Annotated in this window: 10 protein-coding genes; 3 read left to right on the top strand and 7 right to left on the bottom strand. The window is 36.7% G+C overall.

Annotated elements, in window-relative coordinates:
- Positions 1-4: 4 nt before the first annotated feature.
- Genes proC through xerD form a run of 3 tightly spaced genes read left to right on the top strand, consistent with a single transcriptional unit; the run spans position 5 to position 2,885 of the window.
- Positions 5-820: a pyrroline-5-carboxylate reductase gene (proC, locus tag L4F91_RS02895; RefSeq protein WP_395897171.1), complete on the top strand. Its 816-nt coding sequence runs from the start codon at positions 5-7 to the stop codon at positions 818-820.
- Positions 820-1,983 (top strand): 3-phenylpropionate MFS transporter, encoded by a 1,164-nt coding sequence (locus tag L4F91_RS02890; RefSeq protein WP_395897169.1) that lies wholly within the window; start codon positions 820-822, stop codon positions 1,981-1,983. The genes proC and L4F91_RS02890 overlap by 1 nt, the downstream gene beginning before the upstream one ends.
- 8 nt (positions 1,984-1,991) lie before the next feature.
- Entirely contained in the window at positions 1,992-2,885 is an 894-nt protein-coding gene (xerD, locus tag L4F91_RS02885; protein WP_395897167.1) for a site-specific tyrosine recombinase XerD, read from the top strand.
- A 63-nt stretch (positions 2,886-2,948) separates the two neighbouring features.
- Here xerD and L4F91_RS02880 read toward each other — a convergent pair whose 3' ends face one another.
- The 7 genes from L4F91_RS02880 to L4F91_RS02850 form a co-directional block, all read right to left on the bottom strand.
- A complete protein-coding gene (locus tag L4F91_RS02880; protein WP_395897165.1) occupies positions 2,949-3,308 on the bottom strand; it encodes a helix-turn-helix domain-containing protein in 360 nt (119 codons plus the stop codon).
- Entirely contained in the window at positions 3,305-3,613 is a 309-nt protein-coding gene (locus L4F91_RS02875; protein ID WP_395897163.1) for a DNA-binding protein, read from the bottom strand. The genes L4F91_RS02880 and L4F91_RS02875 overlap by 4 nt, the downstream gene beginning before the upstream one ends.
- A 111-nt stretch (positions 3,614-3,724) precedes the next feature.
- Positions 3,725-4,957: a capsule biosynthesis protein gene (locus tag L4F91_RS02870; RefSeq protein ID WP_395897160.1), complete on the bottom strand. Its 1,233-nt coding sequence runs from the start codon at positions 4,955-4,957 to the stop codon at positions 3,725-3,727.
- Between the two features lie 24 nt (positions 4,958-4,981).
- Positions 4,982-7,012, bottom strand: a complete 2,031-nt coding sequence (locus tag L4F91_RS02865; protein WP_395897158.1) for a capsular polysaccharide biosynthesis protein — start codon at positions 7,010-7,012, stop codon at positions 4,982-4,984.
- A gap of 87 nt (positions 7,013-7,099) precedes the next feature.
- Positions 7,100-7,966, bottom strand: a complete 867-nt coding sequence (galU, locus tag L4F91_RS02860) for a UTP--glucose-1-phosphate uridylyltransferase GalU (RefSeq protein WP_395897156.1) — start codon at positions 7,964-7,966, stop codon at positions 7,100-7,102.
- Positions 7,967-8,011: 45 nt separating this feature from the next.
- Positions 8,012-9,262 (bottom strand): glycosyltransferase, encoded by a 1,251-nt coding sequence (locus tag L4F91_RS02855; protein ID WP_395897154.1) that lies wholly within the window; start codon positions 9,260-9,262, stop codon positions 8,012-8,014.
- Positions 9,263-9,294: 32 nt separating this feature from the next.
- Positions 9,295-12,903 carry a CDP-glycerol glycerophosphotransferase family protein gene (locus L4F91_RS02850; protein ID WP_395897152.1) on the bottom strand — a complete coding sequence of 1,203 codons (3,609 nt, stop codon included), beginning with the start codon at positions 12,901-12,903 and terminating at the stop codon, positions 9,295-9,297.
- Positions 12,904-12,910 lie beyond the last annotated feature (7 nt).

The following is a 12,910-nucleotide window of genomic DNA, read 5'->3' as shown; positions in this document are numbered from 1 at the left end:
AAATATGCAACAGAAATTGATTACATTTATCGGTGGCGGAAATATGGCACAAGCAATTGTGTTTGGTTTACTGAAAAATGGCTATCCTGCGGATAAAATTACCGTGAGCGATCCTAACGCAGATAAACTGGCATTGTTTGCTGAGCGCCAAGTCAATATTTCGCAAAATAATCTACAAGCCATACAAAATGCGGAAGTCGTGGTGCTAGCCGTGAAACCACAAGCCCTTGCGGAAGTGTGCCAACCCTTAAGTGCGGTGGATTTTGGCGAAAAATTAGTGATTTCTATTGCGGCAGCGATTTCCGTGCAAAAACTGACCGCACTTTTACCTTCTGCACAGCATATTATTCGTGTAATGCCGAATACGCCGGCACTCGTTTCTGAAGGAATGGCAGGCTTATTTGCAGACAAGAACGTTCCTACCCCTTTCAAAACCTTTGCTCAAGATCTGATGAATGCAGTGGGGAAATCTTGCTGGGTAGAAAATGAAGCACAAATGCATCTTGTTACCGCAGGTTCTGGGAGTAGCCCCGCTTATTTTTTTCTGTTTATGGAAGCAATGGAACACGCCTTAAAAAACTTAGGGTTAGAGGCACAAACCGCTCGCCTATTGATACAACAATCGGCATTGGGTGCAGCAAAAATGGTGCAACAACAGCCTGATATGGCAATTTCGACCTTACGGGAAAATGTTACCTCAAAAGGTGGCACAACGGCAGCGGCACTAAATGTCTTCCAGCAACAGCAATTATCGCACACGGTGCAACAAGCCATCGAAGCGTGCGTGCAACGCTCACAAGAAATGGAAAAATTATTTTAATGAAAATTAGCCCTTTTAATTGGTTAGCCTTGAGCTTTTTTGGCTATTACTGTGCCTATGGCGTGTTTGTGCCATTTTTTCCTGCGTGGTTAAAATCTCAATCTTACAACGAGGAAATTATTGGCTTTATTATTGCCAGCTCTTATGTCTTCCGCTTTTTAGGCGGGATCGGCTTTTCTGCAATGATAAAAAAAGCAGGACATTTGCTCAATGCTTTACGTTATCTCGCTTGGGCAAGTTGTGGCGTAATGCTTTATATAAGCTTTGTGGCGGAAAGTTTCCCTTTGCTCTGCCTTGGCATTGCCTTATTTGCAATGATTAATGCGGCGGGAATGCCATTAAGTGATACCCTTGCAACCACTTGGCAACAGCAAATCAATCTAGATTATGGCAAAGCACGATTGATCGGCTCAGCCGCCTTTGTCGTAGGCGTAACATTGTTTGGTAATCTCATTGGCTTTATTGGTGAACATTCTACGGTATGGATTTTAACCGCACTTTTAGCCCTTTATGCCATAATGCAAATGCCAACGCCTAAGATTTTGCCACAAGATACCCAAGCAAGTGCGGTGGAAAATTCCATTGGATTTTTGCAATTATTAAAGAATAAATGCACACTACGTTTAATTATTGCCATTTCGCTCATTCAAGGATCACACGCGGCTTATTATGCGTATAGCGTGCTGTATTGGCAAAGTATCGGCATTTCTGTGCAAACAACCAGTTTGCTGTGGGGCTTAAGTGTCGTCGCAGAAATTTTGCTCTTTTTCTTTTCGACCAAATTATTCCGTTTCTGGAAAGTCAGTACACTGTTTTACTGCGCCGCTATCGCCTGCGTGGTGCGTTGGGGCGTGTTAGGCAATGCAACAAGCCTTTGGTTAATTGCCTTAGTGCAATTATTGCACAGCTTAACCTATGCGCTCGGACATTATGCTATGGTGCGTTACATCACCACACAGCCACAAAATACGATGGCTAAATTACAAGGGCTTTATAATGGTATTTCAGGTTCGGCGGTGATTGCCTTGCTCACCGCGTTGGCTGGCGTGTTATACCCGATTTCGCCACAAATGGCCTTTACTTCAATGATGATTTTTGCCTTACTTGCCCTACCCATTATTCCACGTAAAGTGGAAGCCTTTTTAGTGCGAAGAGTAGAATAGGATTCGTAATGAAAGACAGTGCATTAATCGATCTTTTTCTTAACGAACAATGGCTAGAGAAAGGACTTTCAGAGAATACCATTCAATCCTACCGCTTAGATCTTAATGCGGTAGCAAATTGGCTGGAAAAACAAAATCTCACCTTTGAAAGCTTAGACGCCATTGATTTACAAGGTTTTCTTGGAGAGCGATTGGAGGCGGGTTACAAAGCCACAAGCACCGCAAGATTATTGAGTGCATTGCGAAAATTCTTTCAATATTTATATCGAGAAAAATACCGTGCGGACGATCCAAGTGTCCTCTTAACTTCACCAAAATTACCGAGCCGATTACCCAAATACTTAACGGAACAACAGGTTACGGATTTACTTAACACCCCTTGTGTGGAAGTCCCCTTAGAATTACGCGATAAAGCGATGTTAGAATTGCTTTATGCCACAGGCTTACGGGTTACTGAGCTGGTTTCACTGACCCTTGATAACATCAGCGTACAACAAGGCGTTGTGCGTGTTATTGGTAAAGGTAACAAGGAACGCATTGTCCCCATCGGCGAAGAAGCAACCTATTGGGTAAAACAATTTATCCTTTATGGCAGAATGGCATTACTTGATGGATTACGCTCAGATGTGTTATTCCCTAGCCGACGTGGTACACAAATGACAAGGCAAACATTCTGGCATCGAATTAAACATTATGCGATTTTAGCGAATATCGACAGCCAAGCCCTCTCCCCACACGTTTTACGCCACGCTTTCGCCACCCACTTAGTTAATCACGGTGCCGATCTGCGTGTCGTACAAATGCTATTAGGCCACAGCGATCTCTCCACAACACAAATCTACACCCACGTTGCCAAAGAACGTTTAAAACACTTACACGAAAGATATCACCCAAGGGGATAAAATTTGTAAAAAACCCACCGCACTTTCTAAAGTGCGGTGGTTTTTTATAAGATTTTTATTCAATTAAAAACTTAATTCAGCGACTAATTCAGGTCGTTTTTCTAGTAATCGAAGCAATGTTGCTGCAGCACCACTAGGTTTGCGTACACCTTGCTCCCAAGATCGCAATGTATTTACTGAAATACCTAATGTATTAGCAAATTTATCTTGTGTAAGTCCTGATTTTATTCGGGTTTCAACAATGGAAGATAAGTTTATTTTTCTCTCTCTCGCTATATAGCCTTTCTGAGTCTGCTCCAATGCGTCCGTTAAACTATCCTTAATTACCACAGCTTCTGGGTCATCAGCAATGACCGCATTTACAATTTCATCAACATTCCAACCTTTTGTTGCAAACGCAATTTTTTCTTGAATATCACTCATTTTCTTCCTCGCTTTAATTTGCCTAATTCAGCTTGAGAAACATTTTCCTTTGTATTCTTAGCATACATATCAAGCATAACAATGATACCATCATTTAAGAGGTTAAAATAAATTACTCTTAATCCTCCTCGCTTACCTCTTCCTAAAATACGCCAACGTATTTTGCGTAAACCGTTAGCATTAGGAATAACATCACCAGCTAATGGATTGTTAGCGATAAAAGTAAAAAATATCGATCTTTCTTCTTCATTCCATAGCTGATCTGCTTTTTTCTTAAAGCTTTCTTGCTCAATAATTGTATACATATCAAATTTTACTTAGGGGCTATAACAATAAAATTATATATCATACAATGTACGATTAAAAGAGAAAGAATATTTAACTTCCTTCCCGTCAACTTTGATAGCCTCATATAGCTATCCACCAATTTTTTCTTCAGGCAAGATAACTTTATTGTAAAAGCTGCCGTTAAGTTGGGTTTTATGTAAATGGTAAAGATGATAAGCTCGGAATGCCTCTGCATCAGGTTTTTGCGGATTATGCCAAAATTCTTCCAATGTCCCTTGATAAGTGATATCAGGAATGTCGTAATGAGCACGTCCGAGTGTAAGCACGGGCATATTATGGATTAACGCTGATAAACCACTTGTGCTGTTGAGTGTTACCATACCTTTCCCGTGGCGAAGTAACACGGGCATTGGAATATCATAGACATAAAACAACCGCTCTTTTAATTCGGGGTATTCAGAGAGGTAACGTGCAATAATATGCTTATAACTGATAAATCCTCTATCCATCGGATGATGTTTTACAATCAACGTGAGTGAATGAGGGGCGTGCTTTACAAAAGAATCTAATACGTAAATTAAAAACTGCTCCACACTTTCAAAATCACAATGTACTTTTACTTGGCTATCATCATACACTTGCAGCGGTAAAATATAAAAATCACCTAATTTATTTTGGTCAATTTTACGGATAAAAAATTTTTCTTTTGTAGAATAATAAATATGCTTTATTCCTGAAATAAGCCATAACTTTATATAATAATTAAGATTATAAATACGATGGTGTTTATAGTGAGGGAAGTAGTTTGCTTTATTTCTTGCGACAACATAATATTTTGTAGCAAGTTTCGCCATTGGGAAAAACCCGTTTGCAACAGGAATAGGTTGAGGATTTTGGGATAAATCTTTAACTTGTTGTAAAAAGAATTGTTTATCTCGTGGCAATGATGAATAGGCATTTACGCCTTCTTTTTCTAAGGTAACATAATGTGGACGAAAATACCCTTCTTCAAACACCCAAAAGGCACATCCTAATTTTTTAGTTACTGCCTTTGCGATACGATGGTAACGGCGATTATCTCCAAAACACACTATTGTATCAATGTTATGCTCTTTGCAAAACTGCAATAAAAATGCATCAAAGTGCTCTAATGTGTTGTTATAGTCAAAAATAAATTGATTTTTAAGTGCGGTGGAAAAAAAGAATTTATCCCCTGCATTAAAATTTAATTTATATACTGTTTTTTGCTGTATTTCCGATAACCAATCAGCAAACTCTTTAAAAAAATGTCCAACAGGTCCTTGTAATAATAAAATCCGTTTTGAGCTTACCACTAATTCGTTTAAATTATTTACAACCATTGTGTTCCCTTAGGTATAAAATAGCTATTTCAGCCAAAATGTGCGTAAAAAGTAACAATATTTCCCTATTTTTTTGCTTAACCAACTCTTATATAAGCCCGTATCTTTCAATTGATTTTTTTGTTCAAACAATATCTTAACTGCGGTGCTTGCATTGGTTAATTGCATTGTATTAGGGTTAAGGTAAAGTGGATAGTATAACAGAGTTCCAGCGATTAACTGCGTTAATGTTAATTTTCTTTTTCTGCGCGGTAACGTATAAGCATCAATGGTTAATCCCCAATGGGCATAAAAAGGTGAACCGTAACAATATACCGTTTTACCCCGCAATAGCGCTTCAAAACCGGCTAAGGACGTCATTGTATGTACTTCATCGACCGCTTGAATACAATCTAAAATATTCGCATCAGTAACAATTTGATCAGCGTAAATTAATGCTTGCTCTTGTGCTACATTACCTTTTCGGTTTCCACTTAATACATCTGGATGTGGTTTATAAATAATATAAGCATCAGAATGAGCTTTTCTAACCTGTTGTAATAAGGTGAGGTTTGATTGACATTTTGGTGAACCAAAACGAATAGAGGCATCATCTTCTACTTGCCCCGGCACTAAAATAAGTTTTTTACTACTGTTTGGACGGACAAATCCCGCAGAACCTACATTATATTTGCCGATATTCGCTTGGATTAATTGTTGCTGTATTTCTCGTGCTACATATTCATCTTTTTCTGAAAAATCTGCATTTTGCAAAATATATTCTAATTGCGAAGGTTGTTGCGGATTAAAATAAATCCCCAAAGGATCCACCACTAAAGAAAGTGGTGCAACAAGGTTAGAACCCAGTCCAACGGAACGAATAAAGCCATCTTCCATTCGCCAAATTGGAATATTATTTTGTTCAGCGTAGGTAATAAATTCATCTTTACCTTGTCCCCATAACAATAATTTAGCATTTTCACCCAGCGGGATTTTCTTAAATTTAGAAAACGAACGGACGAAATGCAATTGACAATTTGGCAAGTGAAAAAAAGGTTTTAATACCGTTTTTTTCCACAAAGAAAGTCCAATACAATAAAAATCGCCTACTAATACAGATTGCCAATGCTTAACCCAACTTAGATAATGAATGACATCAAAAATATCGCCAGTTTCACCCGTAAACGGATTAATATAGCGGCTATACTGAAAATAAGCGGCATAAAACACTTCATTTAACGCACGCGAGTTGCGGCGTTGTTGTGTGATCAGTTCAGCAACAAAAGGGTGTCGATCATCGGTTAATCCCCAGCCGGCAAACCAAGGCACACCAAAGGTTACGACTTCTTTGCCTTGTAGTAATGCTTCAAATCCCATTTGCGATGTAACGCAATACACTTTATCTACCTGCGATAACAAGGTTGGTGGATTGATATCTTGGCTAATAATTCTCACACGCGGTTGATCTAATAAATCAGTTAGATATCCACGTTTCTTTCCTGCAATCACATCAGGATGGGTTTTCACCCAAATCTCAGCACAGGGGTTTTCTTGTAAAGCTGATTGCAACATCTGACGGAAACTATTCCCATCAGCCAAACCATATTGCACCGCCATATCACCAAATGTTTGATCAATAACTAATACAATGTGATTTTTATGTTTTGTAGCTATTGGCTCACAAGGTGCGTGATTATATTTGGATAATTGCCATTCACGAATCAATGCCATTGCTTGATGAGACTGCTCGACTTGCTCATCATTTAAGTTGCAATCAGCAATTAACTTTTCCAGCCGTGAAGGTTTTTCTGCCGCATAGTAAATACCCACATCATCCACAACCAAAGAAAATGGTGGGTATCCTTTAACTCCTAATCCGATAGAACGGAGAAAGCCGTCTTCAAGTGCAATATAGCGAAGATTATGCTTTACAGCATAATTGCGCGCCTTGTTTGCCGTTGGGCGAAATCCCCAACCTATCACCGAATTCTCAAAAGAAAATGTTGAGCTATCCTTTAGAAAATTGGATAGGTTCGGGATTTTTTTTATTCCAGAGGAAAAGATAATTGGGATCATAGTTATCTATAAAATAATGGTTGCTATCTTTTTATTTAAATCAATTGGTAGCTTATCTGCTGTTTTAAAATATATGCAACTCAATATTTATACAAACTGTTTCAGTAATTCTTTAAAATCATCTCTTAATTCGGGATGTTTTAATCCATAAGCAACCGTTGCTTCTAGGTAGCCTAGTTTACTGCCGCAATCATAACGTTTGCCTTCGAAAGCATGTGCTAAGACAAACTCATGATCAAGCAGGCGGGCAATGCCATCGGTAAGTTGAATTTCACCGCCAGCGCCACGAGGCAAGTCTGTGAGCAAATCAAAAATGCGCGGTGTAAGAATGTAACGACCGACCACGGCAAGATTTGATGGTGCTTCTTCTGGTTTTGGCTTTTCTACAATATTTGTAATTCGTTGATAATTTTTGAGCTGCTCTACTTCAACAATGCCATATGAGCCAGTTTGTGTGGGGTCAACTGTTTCTACACCTAATACACTGTTACCGCTTTGATTATAAATATCGACCATTTGTTTGAGTGCTCCTTGTGGAGCATCAATTAAGTCATCTGCTAAAATGACGGCAAATGGTTCATTTCCTACAGCAGGGCGAGCGCATAATACAGCATGCCCCAACCCCAAGGCTTCGGCTTGGCGAATAAAAATACAGCTTACATGGTCTGGTAGAATATTTTTCACATAGCCTAGCAATTTATGCTTTTCACGCATTTCCAATTCGGTTTCTAGTTCATAAGCTTTGTCGAAATGATCTTCAATTGCGCGTTTATTACGTCCGGTAACGAAGATTAATTCTGTACAGCCTGCTGCCACAGCTTCTTCAGCAGCATATTGAATTAATGGCTTATCCACTATTGGCAGCATTTCTTTTGCGCTGGCTTTAGTTGCGGGTAAGAAACGAGTTCCCATGCCAGCTACTGGGAAAACAGCTTTTTTGATTGATGTTAACATCGTAATAGCCTTTTAAGTTAATTGAATATATTAGAGTATAAAATTTTATGACTGAGTTGGTATAAATTTAATTGTGTTATTATAGAAATAATCAAACATAGCAGGTACATTTTCTGTACTACGTTTCTCTGAATAAATATATAATCCTCGATGATCCTCTAAATTTTTAAATACTTTACTATTACGCGTATTTAAATCTTTAAGAGATTGTTTTACCCATTTATCTTCCAACAAGTTTCTATCTTTGATCCATAAACCAACTAAAAAACCTCCAGAGTATTGATCAAATTTTAGTTCATAGTAAATACTTTTCGAATGGTGCATAATTAACCATTCATTTTCAAACACATAATTTAATCTTAATTCTTTCGGAATTTGAAAGTTTGATTCTCGTAAAAAGCTTAGCCAGCGTTGTTCATTTAATTTTTTCTTAACAAATGCTCCGGGATTATTAAATTCGATAACTAGATCATCTGGAAATTCTACAAGTTTTACTGTTTCTTTGTAATATTTCATCCATCCAGGAAAAATAGCTTGCATCAACTCACTATTCCAAGGCTTATCTTTCCCCATAAAATGGATAATACGAGTATCAGAATTATGTAACTGTGGGAAAGTATTGTATTTTTTATAATCTAAAGAGGTCAGAGGTAGTTTATTCTTAAAAACAATCCATGCTAAAACTAATTCATCTATACCTGCATCATAGAAATCCATAAACTTTAATAAGAAATTACGACCATCTTCAATATATTTTTCCCAATTTCCTACACCTGAAATATAGAAAAGCCCTCCATTAGGAGAGGAATGTTCTACAGGAATCCTTTTAGTTTCTGCATGGTCTGTAATTTTTTGGCGACTACCAAATTTTTTGTGAAAAGAATCTCCATTACGCCAAGCAACCCCATTAATGTTAAATAGCTCTGAAATATCTCCTCTAATCACGATATCAAGATCAATATATAAAACACGGTGATAATTTCTAAGTTGTTCAATTACCTTGTATTTAGACCAAGCTAAATGTGAATAACGGTTTAAAAAGTTTTGAGAAAGTGGAGTTGTTGGTTTTTTATGCTCTTTTTCCCATGTATCATAAGCATATTCTATGAACTTAATTTTAGGTTCAATTTTTTTTAATTGAACCATATCATCAACAGTTAAATCATCATGATAAACTACAATTCCATCATAGATATTTGGATTAGTTTTCTGTAAGTTAATCAATGTAGTAGCTAGTGCAAAACGATAGTCACTATTGACAATAAATACTATAGCGTTTTCTTTTTTATCAATCATAATGATAACTCCTTGTTTAAAATAAAATGTTCTTATGTTGAGCGATTTAAGTTTTTTCTAATAAACCTACTCATAGTTCGGCCAAAAGAATGTTGTTCATTGAATAAATGTTTTAGCTTTGATACAGCAGGATTTTTTGCATCTTTAAAAAATGTATAAGGATCACGAGCCAATTTACGCATTTTTCGGCTGCTATGTCTTGATTTGCTGAAATCTATTGAATTTTCACCTTTAGCAAGTGCGGTCTTTTTGTGCGCTTTTTTCTGTTCAACAGTGAGTTCTGAGTTTATGTGAATGCCATCAATATTACACACCCAATCTTTATGAGCAGTAATATAGCCGTACTCAGTAAGCAATCGTGGTACGCCACCTTTAAGCCAGTCAATTGCTACTATTTCTATAGTATGACCTTTTTTCAAATATAAATCTTTACGCTTGTTTGTGTCATTAAAATTAACATCCAAGTAAAAGCTGTTATTTTGAATAGATTCTACAGTAAATGGCAGTTTATCACTGATAACATAAGTTTCTAGTGGATTAACAGCATAGGCTTTTTTTATCACTTTGCCGTTGAATTTGGGTAAGTTGTAGTTTTTCTGAATACGTTGATAATAATCAATGGTTTTTTGATTACTTTTAGCCAAAGAAATTTGAATAGACTGAGTTAATTTATCTAGCTCTTGTTTAGATGCAATTCCTTGCAATTGTTCAAGTGTAAGAGTTGGTGCATAAGCCTTCTCGACACCAAAGCTGGAAATGTTGTCTTTTAGCTCACTAAATACGTCGCAGATAAATTGATCATCATTGCGACTCATTTGATATTGATAGGTAAATTGTGCTAATGATGAGGTGAAGTAGTCTTCATCAACAAGATCTAGGGATAAAAAGTCTTCAGTAAATTTTAATAGACCGTCTGAAATTAATTCGCTTGTAGTTTTATCGCGATGATTGATAATAGGTTCTATGCGACCATTTATTTCAATATAGCCTGGGATACTATCGTATGGGGTTTGAGCAAAAATAGGCTCAAAAAATGAAAAGTTTTGAGGCGCTAAGATAAAGTTGTGACGCACTGATGTACCGATGTCATCAGTGAAACTGCGTACATAATAAAATGGATTGGTGATTTCTTTATCAAAAGCATCATTGAGTAAACGACTGAAAGTATCTTGCGTGTAGCCTCTTCCCCAAAATTCAACAAAGGCAAATTTTTCATTTGGATTGATTTCTTGCTGAAGATAGCGACGAACAATTTTGCGTTTCTCGCATGCAATATCCAACACTTTTTGGCGGTATTTTTGAGAGTCTGACAAAATTTTGCGGATATTTTCTGCCACAGAGCCCCGCAAATGCTTAGCGGTTTTGAGGCTTTCAAATTCTGGAAAGAGTTCAAGCAATTCTTCCTCACTTAGATAGCTTGCTTTTACAAGATCGTCAAAACTATCCATTCCAACAAAATTTCCAAACTGCCAAAAGGTTTCATCATCAACTTTATTGATAAAAGAAGGCAAACGCCATGCTTTGCGTGAGCCATAGATATATTTCGTTTTAAGTTTATATTTTTGTGTAGCAATGATTTTATCAGCAATCTGTTTGAGAAAATGACCGTCTCGAGAAATAAAGTATAGGGTTTCATATTTGCGCTTAATGGCATCACGAACAACCCAGTTGATATAGCTGACAAGTGCAGAACCAACATAAGCATAGTTGTAATACTTGGTTTCTAGAAAAGAATTATCCATGTTTTTAATCAGTTCGCTACGATAGCGATGCATTTTGGTCGCCAAGCGATAGGCTGGATAACGGTTATGATTATCCATAGCATTCACGAGAGCGTTTTCAAATGGGATAAAATCGTCTATATCGTGCGTTGCAGTTTGAATACCATAACGGCGTGGTACTGAGCCATCTGCGTGTTTGTTATCACCATAATGCGTCCATTTGCTGTATTGGTAACCAATTTCAAAGAAAATGTGTTGATAAAGTTTGCCTGTCGATTTTTGATGCCCGATTGTTGATGAAAGATATAAAGGAATCTCTTTAAGACGGCTATCTGCACGATCAAGCATAACTCGAATCACTTTTTCTGGTAGATACATATCGCTGACCATAATGACATCATGGCCTTCTTGCTTTAAGCTGAAAAGATAGTCGATGCGTTGTTTAATTGGCTCAACATGGGTAATTTCAGCGTCAATTTCTGCTTGTTTGAGAAAGTTTGTTTGTACATCAGTTAGCTGTAAATTTTTTTGTAAACGGCGATAGATATCATCTAGAGTGACTTCGATTTTATCTGTTTTACGTTCAAATACAGTTTTACGCATCATATCACGAACATCATGTTCAGCTCTGTTACGTAAAGTTACCCAGTTTTCTATAATTTGTAGCGGAAATTGAATGTTTGAGGCTTTAGCACGATCTCGGACGTAATCAAAAATGCTCAATGGCTTAAGTGTGGAGCGGCGAATCAGTGTGTCAAAAATATCAAATGAATGTAACTGTTTTAAAGGTACTGGGTTAAGAGAGTGATTATCTACTGTCGCAATAAGTTTAGGTATCGCATTGTATTTTTCAACAAAACTAAAAAAATATTTTTGTAAATAAGCTTTGCGCTCGTCTGAAATCGTAGGAATGTTTCTGCTGTTAAGCTGTTGAAGTAAGATTTGGTAATTTTTAATAATTACACCTTCAGTTAAGTCCATATAATCACCGATAAGCTCCAAATCCTTTTGATAGCTATCTAGATCAGGTACATAGCGGATAAACTTTTCTACGCCCGCATCAAGTAAGTCGTAAAAAATACTTGAATAGTCAATAATTGCAACATCAATAGCATAAAAAGCCTCATAGATATCATAATCATCATTCCAAAATAAAATATGATTACTGCAACGATATTTTTCGGTCATTTCAATGAAGTAATTATCTTTCTTCATAAAAGGATGAACTTTTACAATAAATAGATGATTATTACGAATACATATTTGTTCTAGCTGTGCAAAATCAGGCAATAGACTACCTAATACACCTTCAACCGCACCAATACGGTAAGTTGGGGCAAATAAAATCAGATTGTCATATTTGTTTGCGGACTTCGGTAATAATGAGTCCAATTCGTAGGTATGAATACCGCCTGCTTTATATACTTCATTGCGTGGATATTGACCACGAATAATCAATTCTTTACTAATGGCAGTATCTTCTAGAAAATGGTTTTCCATAGTTTCAGATGTGGTAAGAAACAGAACATTATTTTTATAAAGGTTATAGTTTTTAATATATTTACGAACAATACTATCAGCTAATACCGAATTCATACCTAGTGCCAGTTCAATATGCTTTAAACCAACACCGTGCCAAGTATTAAAAATTTTGATATTTTCATTCATTTCCGCAGGATATGATTCTCTGAAATTTTCTGTGACATATACATCTGCAGAGGAAAATAACTTTTTGCTTTTTTCACTGGTTAAGAAAGTAATATTGTTAATTCCCGTATTCTTTTTAATTTCTTTTGCATCTTCTTCATTATCAGCAACCCACCAACATTCGTGAGTTTCTTTACAATGCTGATTCATATAAAGAAAGAGAGCCTTAGGGTTTCCTTGCCAAGCATAGGTACCAAATAGCCAAAGTTTCATAATAATA

The organism is Avibacterium sp. 20-126, assembly GCF_044358625.1.
In the GTDB taxonomy this organism is placed as follows: Bacteria; Pseudomonadota; Gammaproteobacteria; order Enterobacterales; family Pasteurellaceae; genus Avibacterium.
The sequence above is the reverse complement of the archived record's forward strand: the minus strand, read 5'-3'. Positions and strand labels throughout refer to the sequence as shown.

What these genes read in the sequence shown, in the direction of transcription:
- L4F91_RS02855 (WP_395897154.1), bottom strand. Translation starts at nt 9,262, where the DNA reads ATGATTGATAAAAAAGAAAACGCTATAGTATTTATTGTCAATAGTGAC.
- L4F91_RS02850 (WP_395897152.1), bottom strand. Translation starts at nt 12,903, where the DNA reads ATGAAACTTTGGCTATTTGGTACCTATGCTTGGCAAGGAAACCCTAAG.
- galU (WP_395897156.1), bottom strand. Translation starts at nt 7,966, where the DNA reads ATGTTAACATCAATCAAAAAAGCTGTTTTCCCAGTAGCTGGCATGGGA.
- proC (WP_395897171.1), top strand. Translation starts at nt 5, where the DNA reads ATGCAACAGAAATTGATTACATTTATCGGTGGCGGAAATATGGCACAA.
- L4F91_RS02875 (WP_395897163.1), bottom strand. Translation starts at nt 3,613, where the DNA reads ATGTATACAATTATTGAGCAAGAAAGCTTTAAGAAAAAAGCAGATCAG.
- L4F91_RS02870 (WP_395897160.1), bottom strand. Translation starts at nt 4,957, where the DNA reads ATGGTTGTAAATAATTTAAACGAATTAGTGGTAAGCTCAAAACGGATT.
- L4F91_RS02880 (WP_395897165.1), bottom strand. Translation starts at nt 3,308, where the DNA reads ATGAGTGATATTCAAGAAAAAATTGCGTTTGCAACAAAAGGTTGGAAT.
- L4F91_RS02865 (WP_395897158.1), bottom strand. Translation starts at nt 7,012, where the DNA reads ATGATCCCAATTATCTTTTCCTCTGGAATAAAAAAAATCCCGAACCTA.
- xerD (WP_395897167.1), top strand. Translation starts at nt 1,992, where the DNA reads ATGAAAGACAGTGCATTAATCGATCTTTTTCTTAACGAACAATGGCTA.
- L4F91_RS02890 (WP_395897169.1), top strand. Translation starts at nt 820, where the DNA reads ATGAAAATTAGCCCTTTTAATTGGTTAGCCTTGAGCTTTTTTGGCTAT.